The sequence below is a fragment of the Streptomyces sp. NPDC059957 genome, assembly GCF_042730015.1.
In the GTDB taxonomy this organism is placed as follows: domain Bacteria; phylum Actinomycetota; class Actinomycetes; order Streptomycetales; family Streptomycetaceae; genus Streptomyces.
This window is the reverse complement of record NZ_JBHWMB010000061.1, coordinates 36,537-53,887: the sequence shown is the minus strand read 5'-3', so window position 1 is coordinate 53,887 and position 17,351 is coordinate 36,537. Positions and strand designations below refer to the sequence as shown.

The 17,351-nt window shown below is 74.5% G+C and carries 15 protein-coding genes and 1 pseudogene; 5 read left to right on the top strand and 11 right to left on the bottom strand.

Going from position 1 to position 17,351, the window contains the following annotated elements; translation table 11 throughout:
- The coding region (locus ACFWBW_RS31540; protein ID WP_385379709.1) for a GAF domain-containing protein at window positions 1-1,040 on the bottom strand (1,040 nt) is incomplete at its 3' end.
- A 319-nt stretch (window positions 1,041-1,359) separates the two neighbouring features.
- Between ACFWBW_RS31540 and ACFWBW_RS31535 the strand changes: the two genes are divergently transcribed.
- Together ACFWBW_RS31535 and ACFWBW_RS31530 are read left to right on the top strand one after the other, a co-directional pair.
- On the top strand, window positions 1,360-1,728 hold the full coding sequence (locus tag ACFWBW_RS31535; RefSeq protein ID WP_385379705.1) for a PRC-barrel domain-containing protein: 369 nt from the start codon (window positions 1,360-1,362) through the stop codon (window positions 1,726-1,728).
- A 250-nt stretch (window positions 1,729-1,978) separates the two neighbouring features.
- Window positions 1,979-2,173, top strand: coding sequence for a DUF4236 domain-containing protein (locus ACFWBW_RS31530; RefSeq protein WP_385379702.1), 195 nt, complete (start codon window positions 1,979-1,981; stop codon window positions 2,171-2,173).
- 113 nt (window positions 2,174-2,286) lie between these two features.
- On the opposite strand, the gene ACFWBW_RS31525 is transcribed toward ACFWBW_RS31530, so the two are convergent.
- The 3 genes from ACFWBW_RS31525 to ACFWBW_RS31515 all read right to left on the bottom strand — a co-directional run bounded on the left by ACFWBW_RS31525 (window position 2,287) and on the right by ACFWBW_RS31515 (window position 5,192).
- Window positions 2,287-2,670 (bottom strand): VOC family protein, encoded by a 384-nt coding sequence (locus ACFWBW_RS31525; protein WP_385379699.1) that lies wholly within the window; start codon window positions 2,668-2,670, stop codon window positions 2,287-2,289.
- Between the two features lie 65 nt (window positions 2,671-2,735).
- Window positions 2,736-4,664: an ABC transporter ATP-binding protein gene (locus ACFWBW_RS31520; RefSeq protein ID WP_385379696.1), complete on the bottom strand. Its 1,929-nt coding sequence runs from the start codon at window positions 4,662-4,664 to the stop codon at window positions 2,736-2,738.
- 141 nt (window positions 4,665-4,805) lie between these two features.
- Window positions 4,806-5,192: a VOC family protein gene (locus tag ACFWBW_RS31515; RefSeq protein ID WP_385379692.1), complete on the bottom strand. Its 387-nt coding sequence runs from the start codon at window positions 5,190-5,192 to the stop codon at window positions 4,806-4,808.
- A gap of 149 nt (window positions 5,193-5,341) precedes the next feature.
- On the opposite strand from ACFWBW_RS31515, the gene ACFWBW_RS31510 reads away from it, so the two are divergent.
- Complete coding sequence (locus tag ACFWBW_RS31510) at window positions 5,342-7,525, top strand: AMP-binding protein (RefSeq protein ID WP_385379689.1); 2,184 nt, start codon at window positions 5,342-5,344, stop codon at window positions 7,523-7,525.
- Window positions 7,526-8,997: 1,472 nt separating this feature from the next.
- Here the strand turns inward: ACFWBW_RS31510 and ACFWBW_RS31505 are convergent.
- Window positions 8,998-9,378 (bottom strand): annotated as a pseudogene (locus ACFWBW_RS31505) (GNAT family N-acetyltransferase); the annotation flags it as partial.
- A 162-nt stretch (window positions 9,379-9,540) separates the two neighbouring features.
- On the opposite strand from ACFWBW_RS31505, the gene ACFWBW_RS31500 reads away from it, so the two are divergent.
- Window positions 9,541-9,963, top strand: a complete 423-nt coding sequence (locus ACFWBW_RS31500) for a DUF350 domain-containing protein (RefSeq protein ID WP_385379686.1) — start codon at window positions 9,541-9,543, stop codon at window positions 9,961-9,963.
- A 108-nt stretch (window positions 9,964-10,071) separates the two neighbouring features.
- Here ACFWBW_RS31500 and ACFWBW_RS31495 read toward each other — a convergent pair whose 3' ends face one another.
- The 4 genes from ACFWBW_RS31495 to ACFWBW_RS31480 all read right to left on the bottom strand — a co-directional run bounded on the left by ACFWBW_RS31495 (window position 10,072) and on the right by ACFWBW_RS31480 (window position 14,550).
- Window positions 10,072-11,388 (bottom strand): acyltransferase, encoded by a 1,317-nt coding sequence (locus tag ACFWBW_RS31495; RefSeq protein ID WP_385379683.1) that lies wholly within the window; start codon window positions 11,386-11,388, stop codon window positions 10,072-10,074.
- The gene (locus ACFWBW_RS31490) at window positions 11,385-12,428 is read right to left on the bottom strand and encodes an alpha/beta hydrolase (RefSeq protein WP_385379680.1); all 1,044 of its coding nucleotides are present in this window, start codon (window positions 12,426-12,428) and stop codon (window positions 11,385-11,387) included. Before ACFWBW_RS31490 ends, ACFWBW_RS31495 begins: the two co-directional genes overlap by 4 nt.
- Window positions 12,429-12,583: 155 nt before the next feature.
- Entirely contained in the window at window positions 12,584-13,267 is a 684-nt protein-coding gene (locus tag ACFWBW_RS31485; RefSeq protein WP_243332099.1) for a response regulator transcription factor, read from the bottom strand.
- Window positions 13,264-14,550, bottom strand: coding sequence for a sensor histidine kinase (locus tag ACFWBW_RS31480; protein ID WP_385379675.1), 1,287 nt, complete (start codon window positions 14,548-14,550; stop codon window positions 13,264-13,266). Before ACFWBW_RS31480 ends, ACFWBW_RS31485 begins: the two co-directional genes overlap by 4 nt.
- Window positions 14,551-14,795: 245 nt before the next feature.
- On the opposite strand from ACFWBW_RS31480, the gene ACFWBW_RS31475 reads away from it, so the two are divergent.
- Entirely contained in the window at window positions 14,796-15,080 is a 285-nt protein-coding gene (locus tag ACFWBW_RS31475) for a hypothetical protein (protein WP_385379672.1), read from the top strand.
- A gap of 648 nt (window positions 15,081-15,728) precedes the next feature.
- Here ACFWBW_RS31475 and ACFWBW_RS31470 read toward each other — a convergent pair.
- Together ACFWBW_RS31470 and ACFWBW_RS31465 are read right to left on the bottom strand one after the other, a co-directional pair.
- Entirely contained in the window at window positions 15,729-16,115 is a 387-nt protein-coding gene (locus tag ACFWBW_RS31470) for a MerR family transcriptional regulator (protein ID WP_385379669.1), read from the bottom strand.
- A gap of 62 nt (window positions 16,116-16,177) precedes the next feature.
- On the bottom strand, window positions 16,178-17,212 hold the full coding sequence (locus tag ACFWBW_RS31465) for an MDR family NADP-dependent oxidoreductase (protein ID WP_385379666.1): 1,035 nt from the start codon (window positions 17,210-17,212) through the stop codon (window positions 16,178-16,180).
- Window positions 17,213-17,351: the final 139 nt, after the last annotated feature.

Genomic DNA, 17,351 nt, shown 5'->3' with positions numbered 1-17,351 from the left:
TGCCGCGCGGCCGGCCGGTACAGGGCGGCGGTCTCCAGCCCGGGGACCTGCACGAGATCGGTGAGCATGGCCCGCTGAAGCCCCACGGCGATGGACACGCGATCGTCCAGGTAGGCGGCACGCTCCACGGCCCGGGCCGTGTAGTCGGCCAGTACGACGAGCACCGCCCGCTCGGCGGCATCCACCACGTGCGGGATGTCCCAGCCGAGCTCCAGCACGCCGAGGACGCTCTCGGCTCCGGACAGCGGTACGCACACCAGGGTGTGCAGTCCCAACGCGTCGAAGCCGGCCACGGCCTCGGGCGTGAAATCCGACAGGGTCTGCCGGCCCGCGATGACCACCGTCCGCCGCTCCCGTACCGCCCGCGCACCGGGCCAGCCCGAATCGACCCGGTACCCTGCCTCCGGGCCCGTCCAGGGCGGCTGCCCCGCCTCGGATCCGGCCACCTGCCGCAGCAGTCCGTCCTCACCCAGCAGGACCAGGCCCACATGGGAGGGCTTGAGGTCGCCCCCCGCCAACTCGCTCACCCGCGCCCAGACCTCGTCCAGGCCGCTGGTGTCACCCAGACCTTCCGCGGCCCGCAGCAACAACTGCGCGCGGTTCAGCAGGGTCTCCATCCGGTCGGCCTGGGCCTCGGCGAGCGAAGCCGCCTCCTCGGCGGCCTCCCCGGCGCGCTGCACCTCCTCCGAGCGCAGCCGCAGCCGCATGTGGGCGCTGCACGCCGCAGCAAGGTCACCGAGATCCCGAAGGTCCTCCTCGCTCCATGTGCGCGGCCCGGTGTCGGTGGCGGCGAGTACGCCGAGCAGCTCCCCGGCAGGACCGACCAGCGGGACACCCGCGAAGGCGAGCCGGCCCTCACCGTCCCCGATCAGGGCCAGGGGCTCGCCGAGCTCCGCCACCCGGCGGCACAGCGCGGCGGCTTCGGCGTCGGTGGACCCGGCGGGCCGGCTTTCGACGGGGGCGGGATCCTCGCCGGCCATCCACACCAGCGCCCTGGGTACGGCCAGCAGGCGGGTGGCCAGGCGCGCGAACCGGTTCACCTTCTACCCCTCACGCGGATGCCTGCCTTCACGGCAGGGTTTCATGCTGCTCAGGGTATCGATCCGAGACGGCGGGCCGGCCGGGCACGTCGCTCGTGAGATCGGGCAGCCCCGGTTCCCGGCCTCGACACCGACTGATGCACGGGCACCTGGGACTGCCGGGCCGGATTCTCTTCGGTGACGCGGGCATGGCGTGCCGGGACAGGGGCAGGCGGGAGTCCAAGCGGATGGTGAAGCCGTCCGCTGCACGGCATCGGAAATGGAGGGGCGGCAGGGGGTTCCTTTGCCGTCCTCCGCTTACCGGAGGAGTTGTTTTCGCGTGACTGAGCATGTGTGGAGTTACAAGTCCACCTCGGGCCATCTGGCCGGGACCGATCTGACCGGCTACAAGGTCGAGGCGGTCGACGGTGACATCGGCAAGGTGGACAAGCACTCCGACGAGGTCGGTGACGCCTACGTGGTCGTGGACACCGGCGTCTGGATCTTCGGCAAGGAGGTCCTGCTGCCGGCGAGCACGATCCTGCGGGTCGACCCGGAGGACAGGAAGGTCTACGTGGACCGGACCAAGGAGCAGATCAAGAGCGCTCCCGAGTTCCACCGGGACAAGCACCTCGGGGACGCCGGATACCACGAGGAGCTGGGCACGTACTACGGCACCGGCGCCCCGTTCGGCGGCCGCCCCGCCTGATCTCCCCGCCTGATCTCCCCGCGTGAGGGGGTCCGAACTCCACGAGTTCGGACCCCCTCACGCGTTTCACCGGGAAGCAGACCGTGGACAGCGTCGAGGCCGATGTGGCCGAGACCGGGGAGAGGGCACGCCGAACACCGGCTCGGCCGCGGGCGCATGGAACGGGCGGCGCCGGACACACGCGTGTCAACTGGCCCGAACGAAGCTGGAGTCGGGCCGCCGTCGCCACGCACCGAGGAAGTGAGACGCCATGCCGCTGACTTTCCGCAAGAGCTTCAGGATCCTGCCGGGTGTCCGGCTCAACATCAACCGCAAGTCGTGGTCGATCACGACTGGTGGTAAGCACGGCCCCCGCCGTACGCGCAGCAGCACCGGACGCCGGACCACCTCTTGGGATCTGCCCGGCCCCTTCGGCTGGCGCAAGACCAAGACCCGTCGCGGCTGATCCGTGTCACCGGCCGCCGCGTACACCAACGGCGGGTCCGTCCGGATCGACTGCGGCGCGGCCAGGTGTCTCTGGCCGCGCCGCCGTCGATCCGCCCCGTCCCGGCGCGGTCGCTACTGGGGGCCGCCGCCCGTGCGCGGGGTGGTCTGCTGGACCGCCCAGCCGTTGCCGTCGGGGTCGGAGAAGTAGACGAAGGAGCCCCAGGGCATGTCCTCGATCTCCGTCACCTCGATGCCCCGGCCCTTGAGATCGGCGAAGGCCTCCTCGATGTCCGCGACCACGACCTGCATGTTGTCCAGCGAACCCGGTGTCATCCGGGTCAGGCCCTTGCCGATGGCGATCGAACAGGCCGAGCCCGGCGGGGTCAGCTGGACGAAGCGGATCTCCTCGCTGACCGTGATGTCGTGGTCGGCGTGGAAGCCGATGCGTTCGTAGAAGGCCTTGGCCCGGTCGATGTCGGTGACCGGTACGGCGACCAGTTCCAGTTTGATGTCCATCCGCTGCTCCTGACTCCGGTGTCCCAGTGCTTCCGGGGGGCCGGTCCCGGCCGCCCCGCTGGCCATCATCCGCCGGAGACCGCCGCCGCGCCGCCCGGAACGGTGTCCACCGCCGGCGTGTCCCCGTCCGGGCCGGCCGCCGCGAACTGGGTGCGGTACAGCTCCTCGTACCGGCCGCCCACCGCCAGCAGCTCGGCGTGGGTGCCGCGTTCCACGATCCGGCCGTCCTCCACCACCAGGATCAGGTCGGCCGCCTGCACCGTCGACAGCCGGTGCGCGATCACCACGGCCGTCCGGCCCGCCAGGGCCTCCGCCAGGGCCTCCTGGACCGCCGCCTCCGAGGTGGAGTCCAGATGGGCCGTGGCCTCGTCCAGGATCACCACCCGCTGGCCGGCCAGCAGCAGCCGGGCGATGGTCAGCCGTTGGCGCTCCCCGCCCGAGAGCCGGTAGCCGCGCTCGCCGACGACCGTGTCCAGGCCGTCCGGGAGCGAGGCCACGAGCCCGTCCAGCCGGGAGCGGCGCAGGGCCTCCCAGATCTCGTCCTCCCCGGCTTCCGGGCGGGCCAGCAGCAGGTTGGCCCGTACCGACTCGTGGAAGAGGTGGCCGTCCTGCGTGACCATGCCCAGCGTCTCGCGGATCGAGTCCGCGGTCAGGTCCCGTACGTCGATCCCGCCGAGGCGGACGGCGCCCGCGTCCGTGTCGTACAGCCGGGGCAGCAGCTGCGCGATGGTCGACTTGCCGGCGCCCGAGGAGCCGACCAGGGCGATCATCTGCCCGGGCTCGGCACGGAAGGACACCTCGTGCAGGACCTCGGTGCCGCCCCGCGCGTCGAGGGTCGCGACCTCCTCCAGGGAGGCGAGGGACACCTTGTCGGGGGAGGGGTAGCCGAAGGAGACCTTGTCGAACTCCACCGCCACCGGCCCCTCCGGCACCCGGCGGGCATCCGGCTTCTGGGAGATCAGCGGCTTCAGGTCGAGGATCTCGAAGACCCGCTCGAAGCTGACCATCGCGCTCATCACCTCCACCCGCGCCCCGGCGAGCGCGGTCAGCGGCGCGTACAGCCGGGTCAGGAGGAGGGCCAGGGCGACCACCGAGCCCGCGTCCAGGGTGCCGGCGAGCGCGTAATGGCCGCCGAGCCCGTACACGAGCGCCAGGGCCAGCGCGGACACCAGGGTGAGCGCGGTGATGAAGGCCGACTGGGCCATCGCCGTGCGGATCCCGATGTCACGCACCCGGGCGGCGCGCGCCGCGAACTCCGCGGACTCCTCGTCGGGCCGCCCGAACAGCTTGACGAGGGTGGCGCCCGGCGCGGAGAAGCGCTCGGTCATCTGCGTGCCCATCGAGGCGTTGAGCGCGGACGCCTCCCGCTGCAGCGCCGCCATCCGCACGCCCATCCGGCGGGCGGGCAGCACGAACACCGGCAGGAGCACGAGGGCCAGCAGCGTGATCTGCCAGGAGATGCCCAGCATCACGGTCAGGGTCAGCAGCAGCGTCACGGTGTTGGACACCACCCCCGACAGGGTGTTGCTGAAGGCCCGCTGCGCGCCGATCACGTCGTTGTTGAGCCGGCTGACCAGCGCCCCGGTGCGGGTCCGGGTGAAGAACGCCACCGGCATCCGCTGCACGTGGTCGAAGACCGCCGTCCGCAGATCCAGGATCAGCCCCTCGCCGAGGGTGGACGACAGCCGGCGCAGGACCAGCCCCAGCCCCGCCTCTGCGACCGCGATCAGCGCGATCAGCAGGGCGAGGCGGGTGACCGTACCGCCCTCCCGGCCCTCGACGATGGTGGTGACCACGCGGCTCGCGAGCACCGGGGTGGCCACCGCGAGCAGCGCGGTCACCACACTGAGCAGCAGGAAGAAGGTCAGCCCGCGCCGGTGCGGGCGGGCGAAGGCGGCGATCCGGCGCAGGCCGGCCCGCGAGAGCGGGCGCCGGTCCTGCTGGGCGTTGATCGCGCTGTGGAGCGAGGTCCAGGCGGTGACTTCCATATCCATGAGCCGAACGGTAGGACCTCAAGCAAGATTGAGGTCAAGGGGCAGATGGCCCTTGGGTGACCAGGAACCCTGTTCGACAGGTCGATCGAGAGGTCGGTCGAGACGTTGGTCGAGGGATTGGCCGAGGGATTGGCCGAGGGGTCAGTCGAGGCAGAAGATGTTCTCCTCGGGATCGGTCATCACGATGATCCCTTCGTTCTCCTCGTCGGACTCCAGGCGGTACAGCCGCTTCGCGCCCAGCTCCTCCAGCCTGGCGGCCGCCACCTCCAGCGCGGCCATCCGCTCGTCGCCCTTCAGGCCGGGTGCCGAGCGCACGTCCAGGTGCAGGCGGTTCTTCGCCGCCGTCCTGTCCTCCGGGACCCTCTGGAAGTAGAGCCGCGGCCCCTTGCCGTCCGGATCCGAGATGGCCGCCCAGTCGGTGGAGCCGTCCTTCGGCAACTGGACGCGATAGTCCAGAGCCTGTGCCCAGAACGCCGCCTGCGCGCCCGGATCGGCACAGTCGTACGTCACCTGGAATTCCTTGGCCATGCTGCCTCCGACCGCTCGAAACCTGTTCACCGGCATCCTGGCCGGTGCAGGCCGGGTACCAGCGCAGGACGATAGTGGATCAACCCTCGCTCGTACGAGGGATTTTCGCAGCCCTCGTCCCTGTCAGTGTCCGGTGCCAGAATCGGTCCATGACGCAGGGATCAGAGTCCTTCACGCACTCCGGCCGCCGCGCCGACGACACCGTTCTCTCCCGCTTCGAACGCTGGGTGCGCGACACCCCGGGCGCCCAGGCCCTCGCCGCCGGCACCGACAGTCTGACCTACGGACAACTCGACGCGCGGGCGAACCAGTTGGCCCACCACTTGATCGGCTCCGGCCTGCCCGAGCGGGCTCTCGTCGCCGTGGGCTCCACCCCGCGGGCCGAACTCCTCGTCCTCCTCCTCGGCATCCTCAAGGCCGGCGCCGCCTACACCGTCATCGACGTGGAGAACCCGCGCACCGGACAGCGCCAGCTCGCCGCCGCCCGGCCCTCCGTCCTGCTCGCCGACTCCGCGGACCAGGCCCGCCTCGACGACGGCGGCGACCTGCGGGTGATCCGCCTCGGCGCCCAGCAGGAGGCCGCCTCGGGCGGGCTGCCCACCGACCCGCCGGACCGGACCCCCCGAGGGGAAACGGCCGCCGTGCTGTTCACCGGCGGCGCGGACCGCAGGGCCGTCCCCCTCTCCCACGACCGGCTCCTCGCCGCCCACGAGGGGTGGGCCCGGGTGGTGGGGCCCGCCCCCGAGGACCGGCACCTGATCACCGCCGCCCCCGACCTCACCGGCTTCGCCGCCGGATGGACGCGCGCCCTGTGCGAGGGCGGCGCACTCGTCCTGCCCGAAGGCCCGCGCTGGACACCCGAGTCGCTGCGCCGCGCCGTCGACGCCGAGCGGGTCACCGTCCTGCACACCGACCCGGGCACTGCCACCCAACTCCTCGTGCGCGACCGCGAGGCGTCCCTGTCACGGTCCCTGCACCGCCCCGACGAGGGGCTCCGGTCCCTGCGCATGGTCACGGTCACCGGCGACCGCCTCTACCTCGACGAGCAGGCCACCCTGCTGGCCCGGCTGCGGCCCGGGGCCCGGCTCCTCAACGTCTACGGGCCCACCGAGGTCGCGGGCGTCGGCGCCCGCTTCGAACTCCCGCAGCTCGCCGGCCCCTTGGACGGCGCCGAGGAGCTCTCGCTGATCGGAGCCGCTTTCCCCGGCTGCGCACTCGACGTGCGCGACGGGCAGATCCACCTCACCGTGCCCGGCGGCGGCGAACCGGTCCCGACCGGCGACCTCGCAGTACTGCGCCCCGACGGCCTGCTGGAGTTCCGGGGCCGGATCCGCGACCGGCTCACCGCGGACGGCAAAGCCCTCGACCCGCACCCCGTCGAGTCCGCCATCCGCAGCCACGAAGCGGTCGGCGCCGCACTGCTGGCCGAGGTCAAGGGTGCGGGTACGGGCGTGAACGCGCGGCCGGTGCTCGTCGCCTTCCTCGCCCCGGCCGCCGAGAACGACGCCTGGCCCCCGGGCTCCGACCTCCCCGACGGCGGGGAACTCCGCCGCCACCTGGCGGGCAGGCTGCCGGGGGCCATGACGCCGAGCGCCGTGGTGCGGCTGCCCAGGATCCCCCGGGACAGGGCCGGCCGCGAACAGCGGGCCGCGCTCCCGATGCCGCCGGGACGGGCCGGGGACGAGGGCGGTGGAGGGAGCAGGGGCGGCGGGAGCAAGTACGGCGGCGCGTACGCGCGCGGGTTCGAGGGGCCCAACATCGCCGGATGGGCCGGCGTCATCTTCTTCATCGCGGTCGGGCTGACCCTGGTGGCGGGCTTCACCATGATCCTGACCCTGATCCTCTGGCCCGGTTCCACGGACCTCTCCGGCATCCCGAACCCGTACGCGACGCTCTTCTTCGTCCTCTACCTCTTCGAGTGCTGGGCGTTCGCGGCCGGTGTGTGGTTCCTGTTCGCCGGCCGGTCCCGGATGCGCCGCCACGGGAGGCGCGGCCCCCGGATCACCGCGGCCGCCCATCTGGCGATCGTCTACCTGCTGGTGGCGTGGTGGCCGCAGGACAACTTCTACCGGCTCGCGGCCAAGCAGGACTGGCCCCAACAGGCCGCGCTCGTCTACGCCTTCAACATCCCGCTGATGATCGCCGCCGGGATCGTGGCGGTCTACGCCTCCCGTCCGCCGCTCAGCGCCTTCGACGTGGAACCGGACCCTGCGTCGGAATCGGAACCGGGGCCGGGGTCGGAATCGGCCTTCGCCTCGGCCTCCGGATCGGCGTCGGTTCCGGCGCAGGCACCGGTCCGGGACGGGGCCCGGACCACCGACCCGGCCGGCTGAGGTCCGGCCGACCGCGCCCCGTCCACCTGCTCCAACGGGTCGAACTGCTCGAACATCGACCCGACGGACAGTGCCTCCGCCCGCACCAGGCGTTCGGCCGCGTCCAGCAGCTCCCTGTCGGTCGCGGCCACCAGGGCGCCCATCCAGGGCGCCGGTTCGAAGGCGCCGGTGGGGATGGCGGGGAGGAACACGGCGCCGATGCCGGCGCAGCGGCGGGACAGCCGCTCGCACAGTTCGTCGAAGGCCGCCTCCGGCAGGCGGGCGCCCAGCTCCACCCGGTCGGCGATCCGTACGAAATGCCCCGCGCCCCGCAGTTCGTCGAGCCGGGCCGCCACCACGAAGGCGACGGACGGCCCGGTCAGGCGCAGGTTCGTCTCGGTCGGGGCGAGCCGTCCCGCGCCGTCGGCGACGAAGTCCACGTCGAACCAGCCCCGGTAGCCCGCGGCCGACAGCTCCCGGCCCACCGTGCGGCCGAAGGCGAGCAGTGGTTCCTCCGCCCAGCCGGGGAGCACCCCCGGACCCACGGTCGCCCCGCGGTACCCGCCGTCCGCCACGTCCATCACCGCCCCGCCGACCTCGTGCACGCGGCCCCGCCCGTCCACGAACCCGTCGTACGTGAGGTCGCGCGGCTCGGCCGGATCCGCCGGACCGCGTACGTACTCCTCCACCAGCAGCGGTCCGCGCGGCAGTGCCCGCACCACCGCCCGGGCGCCGCCCGCCGCGCGGACCCGCCCGGGGGTCATCACCGTGGTGCCCGAGCCTCCGACGCCGTGCTCCGATTTGAGAACGGTGCTCTCGCCCGCCCTGGTCCGGGACGCCAGCAGCCGGACCGCCGCCCGCCGGGTGTCCGCCCGCCACTGCGCGGGCAGCATGATCGCGGGGTGCCCGCCCTCCGCGAGGATCCGGCCGAACAGCCCGTGCGCCGCCGACTTCGACTCGTACCGCAGCTCGTCCGGCCGCCACGGCCGCCGCGCCAGCCGGGCGAAGGGGGCGGTCAGGCCCCACGGAACGAGGGGCGCGGCTCCTGCTCCGGCTCCGGCCTCGGTCCCAGTCCCGGTCCCGGTCCCAGCCCCGGTCCCAGTCCCGGTCAGCCGTGCGGCCAGTGCCGGCCGGGACCGTACGGCGTCCGACAGGCCCGGATCCCGCTCCGCGAGCCCGTCGTACACCTCCACCCCGGCGGGCCAGCCCAGTTGGCGCCCGAGGAGGGAGATCCAGCCCGGCGGCACCGGGCGCGGCAGCACCAGCGCGGCGGGCCGCGGGCTGTAGAAGGCGGCCAGACAGGCGTAGTGGTGGGCGGCCCGCTGTTCCCGGTCCAGGGAGGCGTCCGCGAACTGCGCGTTGTACTCGGCGACGTTGCCCACGTGCACGGCCGCCGCGCCGCCCGTCCAGGCCCGGGCCCAGCCGGCCAGGGGCACGGGCGCCACCTCGAACCGCACCAGCCCGCCGGGAGCTTCCGGCGCTCCGCCCTGCTCCGGATCAGGCCCCGGGGCCACCGCGCCCATCGCCCGGTAGAACCCGGTGGCGTGCGGATCGGCGTCGATCAGCAGCCGGCGGAACCCGAGCCCGGCGGCGCGTCGCAGCACGTCCCGGTACAGCAGGCGGCCCACGCCCCCGCCGATGGCGGCCGGTTCGACGAAGAGCAGCCCCAGCCGGCCGAGGGGCGGCTCCCCGTCCAGGGAAGCGAGCCCGAGCACGGCGCGCGGGCCGTCTCCGGACCGGGCACCGGCGGCCCCGGCCGCGCCCTCGGCGACCACGATCCGCCGCCGCACCTCGTCCCCGGCCCCGATCCGCAGCTCCGGAGCGCACGCGGCCAGGAACTCCGCGCCGTACCCCCAGTGCGCCTTGGAGCGCATGACCAGCCCCGTCAGCGCGTCGGCCTCGTCCGACCGCGCCGCCCTGAGCTCTGCCATTTCCTGACCTCCCCATGGTCGGGTGCGGTGCCGTGCGATAGATTCGGCCACCGCGACGACAGGCACGCGACGTACTTCCTACCCCACCCCGGAGACTGCTTCCCAATGAGCGACATCATCAACGGACTTGGCCGCACCACCGCATTCGGCGGCGTCGGCCTGGTGCTGCTCATCCTCGGCATCGTCCTGGTGGACGTGCTGACCCCCGGCAAGCTGCCGAAGCAGATCTGGGAAGAGCGCAACCGGAACGCCTCCGTGATGCTCTCCTCGGCGCTGCTCGGCATCGGCGGCATCGTCTTCACCTCGATCTGGACCACGTACGAGGACTTCGGCAAGGGCCTGCTGTCCACTGCGGCGTTCGGCATCCTCGGCCTGGTCCTGATGGCCGTGGCCTTCCTGCTGCTGGACCTGGTGACCCCGGGCAAGCTCGGTGCCATCGTGGTCGACCCCGAGCCGCACCCCGCCGTGTGGGTGACGGCCTCCTGCAACCTCGCGGTCGCCGCGATCGTCGCCGCCTCCATCGCCTGACGGCTCGCGCACGCATACGCGCCACGCACGAGAGCGCCGCTCCCCATGGGGAGCGGCGCTCTCGTTTCGTACGGGTGCTCCGGCGGTACAGGTGCTCCGGCCGCCGCTCTACGCCAGACCGAGGGCGAACACCGCGAACCCGGCCGCCAGCAGGCCCGCCACGGTCCGGCGGACCGCCGTGGCCCGCGTCCAGGGCTGTTCGAAGCGGCGCGCGTACCGGGCGATGCCCACCAGCAGCGCCGCGAACACCGGCATCCACGCCAGCCGCGCCAGGATCCAACCCACGCTGTCCGGCGCCGTCGTCAGCCCGGCCAGCCCGCCCGCGAACGACCCCGGTACGGCGGCCGCCAGCATCGCCGTCTGGTGCCAGCACAGGATCGTCATCGCGCACAGGTTGATCACGACCACCGGCGCCCACAGCACCGGCCGGGCCAACAGCCGCGCCAGCCGGTCCCGCAGCAGGATCGCGGCCCCCGACTGGGCCGCCGCCAGGGCCACCACCAGCAGCGACGGCGGATGCGAGTTGGTCCGGGCCTCGCCCGGCACCCCGACCATCGACGCCGGGTAGTGGAAGACCATCAGCAGGGCCGCGAACAGCAGGCCCCCGCCCGCCAGCAGCAGCCACCCCCCGCGGCGCCCGATCCGGCCCTCGCCCCAGTCCACGCCGAGCTGGTACGCGAACAGCCAGCCCGGCAGGATGTTCACCAGCGCCACCCACCCGGGCACCGAGTCCGCGAAGGGCCCGTAGCGCAGGAAGTCCACGACGGCGACCGAGGCGAGCAGCGGGGCCGCCGCCCAGCCGCCGAGCCGGTGCGCGGCGCGCACGCAGTACGGGGTCAGCGCGGTGACCACCACGTACACCCCGACGAACCACAGCGGCTGGATCACCAGCTTCGCCCCGGTCCGCAGGGTGGCCTCGGGCACCCCGGCCGCGTACAGCACGGGTGCGGCCAGCGCCCACACCGCCGTGACCCCGAGCACCGGCCGCCCCAGCCGGGCGATCCGGCCCTTCAGCCAGGCCCCGGCCGATCCGGTGTGCCGCCGGAAGGAGAGCGCCGAGGCGTAGCCGCCGACGAGGAAGAAGACCCCGAGCATCTGCAGCACCCAACTGGCCGGGGCCAGGCCGCCGAAGGCGGAGAGGGGGCTGGCGTTGTGCAGGGCCCCGTCGGAGTCGAGGGTGAACCCGCCGAGCAGCCAGTGCCCGGTCGGAACGGCCAGCAGCGCCAGCGCCCGCAGCCCGTCGATCGCCCGGTCCCGGTGGGCCGGGGTCTTCGCGTCGATCCGGCCGGCGGCCGCCCGCGCCTTGGCGAGGACGCCCGGGGCACGCACGGGGGTACTCGCCGGGGCGCTGCCCCGCTTGCTCGCCGACGCGTCCGCCGAGGCGCTTGCAGGCCGGCTCACCGGCCGCGTCTCCGGCATGCTCATCGTGCCGCTCCCGTCGCGATCGCGGCGAAGGCCTTCAGGGACCCGGTGCCGGGGGTGAAGTAGCCGGTGTGGCCCGCCACGTCGGCGGCCGGGACCGGGCGGGCGCCGAAGGCCGCCGAGGTGGGATCGGCGCCGTGGCCGAGCCCGGCGAACTCCACGTTCGGCACGTCGGCGATCCAGTCGGAGGGTCCGCGCGCCGCCCACACGCGGGCTCCGGTGTGCAGGTCGGCGACGCTGTCGGCGCGCATCCCGGGGGAGCCGAAGGCGACGATGTCGGTGGCGTCCGTGTGCCGGGCGGCCAGTCCGCAGACCACCGAGCCGTAGCTGTGGCAGAAGAGCACCGGGTCGGGTGCGCCGACCGCTTCCAGTCCGTCGGTGAACCGGGCGAGGCGGACCGCGCCCGCCTGCGCCAGCCGCCCCTGGGCCGTGTCCAGCCCCACCCCGACGGGCGTGGTGTAGCCGGTCCAGGCGATGACGGCGACGCTCTCCCCGGTCGCGGACCGCAGGGCGCGGGCCATGCCCGCCGGGCCGGTGTGGGCGGCCCGCGGGCGGTCGTAGGTGGTGGCGTCGTTGTCCGAGCCCGGCACGATCACCGAGACGTGCGCGGTCCGCGCCAGGTCCCCGAACACCTCGGCGACGGTGCCCCGTCCGCGCGGGTCGAAGGCCAGGATCTGCCGGCCGGGCGCGGCCAGCGGGGCGAAGCGGGCCTCGCCCGTCGCGAGCACGGCCAGCCGGTTGGCCTCGTACCTGAGGGGGAGCGGAGCCCCGTCCAGATTGCCCACCACCAGCGGGTGGGAGCGTACGAGGCCCTGTGCACGGGCCCCGTCCAGCCCGGCGAAGAACCGCGCGACCCGCGACGGCGTGGCCCGGGCCGGGTCCGGCAGCGGCCGCCCGGACACCGCGTCGGCCCGCCAGGCGGCAGTGCCCGGCAGCGGCCCGGTGACCGCCGCCTGCGCGCCGGCGGAGGCCCATCCCGCGGTTCCCGCGACGACGGCTCCCGCCAGCGCGGCGGCGACCAGTGTCCTTGCGAAGCGGCGCATGCCCCTTCTCCTCTCCTCGTGACGAGGAGGAAGGTAAGAAGGAGGTGTCGCACGGGGCGTCGCACCGTGGTGCCAAACCGGATGTCATACCCGGGTAGGGGGTGGAGGAGGAGATCCTCCCCGGTGGCCCGTGGCCGGCCAGGCAGGTGAGCGGGTCAGGCCGTCGAATCGCCCGGCCGCACCAGCCCCGCCTCGTAGGCGAAGATCACGGCCTGGGCCCGGTCCCGCAGGTCCAGCTTGCCCAGCACCCGCCCGATGTGCGTCTTGACCGTCTGCTCGGCGACCACCAGATGACCGGCGATCTCCTGGTTCGACAGCCCGCGCGCGATCAGTTCCAGCACCTCGGTCTCCCGCGGGGTCAGCCCGTTCAGCCGCAGCGCCGGATCGCGGCGCGGCACGGGCCTGCGCTCGACGAAGTCCGCGATCAGCCGACGGGTCACCGACGGAGCCAGCAGCGCCTCGCCCGAGGCGACCACCCGGACCGCCGCGATCAGGTCCGCGGGCGGGGCGTCCTTCAGCAGGAAGCCGGAGGCCCCCGCGCGCAGGGCCTCGTACACGTAGTCGTCGATGTCGAAGGTGGTCAGCATCAGCACCTTCGGCCGGTGCACCACCCCCGGCGGGGGATCCAGGAGCTCGCGGGCGGCGCTGAGCCCGTCCATCTCCGGCATCCGGACGTCCATCAGCACCACGTCGGGGTGGACGGTGCGGGAGACCTGGATCCCCTGGCGTCCGTCGGGCGCCTCACCCACCACGTCGATGTCGGCCTGCGCCGACAACAGCGCGGCGAAACCCGCCCGCACCATGGCCTGGTCGTCGACGATGATCACGCGGATGGTCAACTTGGTTCCTCGGGAGCGGTGTTGATGGGCATGCGGGCGGCGACCCGGAAGCCGCCGTCGGGCAGCGGACCGGTGTCCAGCGTCCCGCCCGTCAACCGTACGCGCTCCCGCATCCCCACCAGCCCGTGCCCGGTACCCGAAGTCTCCACCGCCACCACCGCGTCCCGCGCGGGGCCGTTGACCACCAGCACGAGAATCTCCTCCTCGTCGAAGGTCACCGAGACCCGCGTCGAAGCACCCGGCGCGTGCCGCACCACATTGGCCAGCGCCTCCTGGACGATCCGGTACGCCGACAGGTCCACGGCCGGCGGCGCCGCCCCGGCCGCGCCCGCGGCCAGCGCCAACTCCACCGGCTGCCCGGCCCGTACGGTCGCCTCCACCAGCTGCTGCAACCGCGCGAGCCCCGGCTGCGGGGTCCGGTCGGCGCCGTTCGCCTCGTCCCCGCGCAGCACCGTCAGCAACCGCCGCATCTCGCCCAGCGATTCCCGCGCGCTCGACGCGATCGCCGCGAACTCCTCGCGCACCGGCTCCGCCATGCCGGGCAGCCGGTACGGCGCCGAATCCGCCTGCACCGTGATCACCGACATGTGGTGGGCGACGACATCGTGCAACTCCCTTGCGATCCGGGCCCGTTCCTCCAGCAAAGTGCGCCGGGACCGCTCGGCCTCGCTGATGCTCTCCTGCTCGGCGACCTTCTGGCGCGCGTCGCCGAGCCCGCGCAGCGCCCCCGTCAGCGCGAGCACCACCCCGGCCAGGACGAACAGCAGGGCGACCGTGTTGGTCGTCCCGTCCGGCTGGAAGCCCCACAGCGCCGCCCCCACCACCCCGGTCGCCAGCCACACCCCGACCAGGGTCCGGATGGACTCGCGCAGCCCCAGGCAGGCCATCAGCACCAGGTAGCCGATGATCACCATCGGCGTCCAGGGCCAGGCATGCCCCGCGACCTGGTCGGCCTGGGTCAGCACGGCGGCCCCGATCGTGTCCGCGAGCAGCACCATCCCCCACGCGGGCAGCGGCCGGGTCACGGCGAGCAGCAAGGGCAGGGTCTGGGCCACGCCCAGCGCCCCGGCCCACCCGCCGCCCGCCTTGTAGTCGTTGGTCAGCACCGCGATCGTCACCGGCAGCAGCGTCAGCACGCACACGGCGGTCACGGCGTACGGCAGCATCCGCTGCCAGGCCTTGGGCGCCTGCGCGAACAGCGGCTCGGCGGCCCGCGCGGGGGTCCGCAGCGCCACCGCGAACTGCCCTGGCCGGGCGCGGGAGGCATCCGGTTCCCCCGGCACGGATCGGGCCGGCGATCCGGCCGGGGACCCGGAGGGGGATCCGTGCGGCGGTTCGGGCGGGGATCCGGGCGCGGATCCGGACGCGGATCCGTGCGGCGGTCCGGGCCGGGACCCCGGCGGGGATCCGTGCGGCGGTCCGGGCCAGGATCCGTGCGGCGGTCCGGACGGGGACCGGGATCCGGGCCGGGCTCGGAAGAGGGATCGAAATCGGGATCGGGCGCGCTCGCTCATGATCGGTCCAGCCTATGCGTCCGAGCCCCGCCCGGGCCCCGGACGGCTCTCCCGGGCCCGCCCCGACAGCCCGGGGCGGGCAGTTGCTCGGGCTCGGGTGCCGAACCCTGGCCCTGGCCCTGGCCCTGGCCTTGGCCCTGGCCTTGGCCCTGGCCCTGGCCCTGGCCCTGGCCTTGGCCCTGGCCTTGGCCCTGGCCTTGGCCTTGGCCCTGGCCTTGGCCCCGGCCCTGGCCCCCGCCCCGCCCCGCCTTGGCTCGGTCTCGGGCCCCGGCCCTGGCCCCGGCCTTGGCTCGGGCTAGAGCCCTGGCCCTGGCTTGGGCTCCGACCCAGACTCTGGCCCCCGCCCCGCCCCGCCCCGGCTCGGTCTCGGGCCCCGGCTCCGGCCCTGGCCCCGACTCCGGCCCCCGCCCTGGCTCCGGCTCCGGCCCTGACCGCGAACCCGCCCCGGCCCCGGCCACGGCTCAGGCTCCGGCTCCGGCCCCGACTCCGGCCCTGGCCCTGGCCCCGACCGCGAACCCGCCCCGTCTCCGGCCCTGGCTCGGGCTCCGGCCTTGCCCGGCCCCGGCCAAGGCCGGCCCTGGCTAGGGCCCCGGCACAGGACTGGGCCTCGGCTCGGGCCACGGGGCGGGTTTGGTCCCTGCTTCGGTTCGGGCCCTGGCCTCCGTTCCACATCCGGCAACAGCTCCGGCTCGGGCCCCGGCCCTGGCTCCGACTCCAGCCCCGGCGCAGGCTCCGGCACGGGTATCGGCCTCGGATCCGGCCCCAGGGGCCGCTTTCGGGCCCTGGCCTCCGTTTCAGATCCGGCAACGGCTCCGGCCCGGGCCCAGCCCTGGCTCCGACTCCCGCCCCGGCTCCGGCTCTGGCCCTGGCTCTGGCGCCGACTCCCGCCCTGGCTCTGGCCCCCGACCCGATCGCGGAACTGACCCTGAGCCCGGCTCCGGCTCCGGCTACAGGTCCGGCTCCGCCTCCGTGGCGTCGGCGGCGCCGTCGATGCCCGCCCGCCGGGCGAGGGCCGCGCGCAGGCGGGTGAGTCGGTCGATCTCCGCGTCGAGCACGGCGAGTCGGTGGCCGACGACCCCGCCGCCGGAGCCGCAGCTCGGCGGCGGATCCGCCGCGAGCAGGTGGAGCCGGTCGGCCACGCCGCGCAGGTCCTCGACGGTGAACCCGTGGGCCAGCAGATCGCGGATGATCCGGATGCGGGCCACGTCCCCGGGCCCGTACTCCCGTTGGCCGGAGGGGCTGCGGCCCTGCGGGGCGAGGAGTCCGCGCTGCTCGTAGAACCGCAGTGCCCGGGGTGTGGTCCCCGCTGCCGCCGCCGCGTCACCGATCCGCATTCCGCGCCCACCCCCGTCATCCCCGCACCGCCCACGAGCCGCCGGCCCGCCAACCGTCCGGACTACCCCGGCAATTCCACCACCACGGCGCCGAAGTGCCGTCCCTGCGTCAACTCCCGCAACGCCTGCGGGGCGCGATCGATGCCCGGGATCCGCACGTGCGGGAAGCGGATCTCCCCGGAGCGCAGCCAGGCACCGAAGCGACCGGTCCACTCCTCCTCCACGTCCGGATGCTCCGTACCGAGGTACCCGCGCACCGAGACGCCCTTGACGACCAGGCGGAACGGGTCGACCTCCACCGGGGCTCCGCCCCCGGACCGGCCCGGCGCCAACTGGCTCGAGAGCGCGCCGACCAGCGCGAAGCGGGCGCCTTGCCGGGCGGCGCCGAGGGCGGCGGACAGCTGCTCGCCGCCCACCGTGTCCACGAGTACGTCGATCCCCCCGGGCGCCGCCCCGGCGAGCTGCTCCGCGAAGGGCCGCCCGGCACCCCGCAGGAGGACCGCGTCGTAGCCCAGCTCCGCCACCAGCCGCTCGGCCTTCTCCGGGGAGCCGGTGGTGCCGATCACCCGGCCCGCGCCCAGCAGCCGCGCCGTCTGGCCGGCGAGGGTCCCGACCGCGCCGGCCGCTCCGGTGACCAGGACGGTGTCCCCGGCCCGGACCCCGGAGAGCCGGGTCAGCGCACCGTACGGGGCCGAGCCCTGGGCGAGGTACGCCACAGGGTCGGGCAGGGTGTCGTCCAGCGGAGTGCAGTCGGCGGCGTCCACCAGGGCGTACTCCCGCCAGCCGAGCAGGTGCGAGACGAGCGTGCCCGGCTGCAGCGGGCTGCCGGCCGGGGCGGCCACCACCTCGCCGACGGCCGGCCCGAACAGCGTGTCACCGGGGTGCAGCGGGGGCAGCGGCAGCCCCTCGACCGCCCCGCCGATCAGGGTGAGCAGCCCGGGGAACACCAGGAAGTGGCGGTTGCGGACGAGCACCCGGCCCGGCCCGGGCTCCGGCACCGGTGCCTCGACAACAGCGAAGGCCGCCCGCTCGGGCAGTCCTCCGGGGCGGGCGGCGAGCCGGATCTCGCGTGCGGCAGGGGGCAGGTCGGTGACCATCGGGGCTCCTGGGAACGGCGCGGCCGGCGACGGCGCGGACGGCCGCCGCCGGTCCGGGGCGGGTGGGTGCGCCGACGCTAAACCCTGACCCGCACGTCAGGGTCAAGCCCGCCCCCCCGCCCCCCGCCCCCCCCGCCAC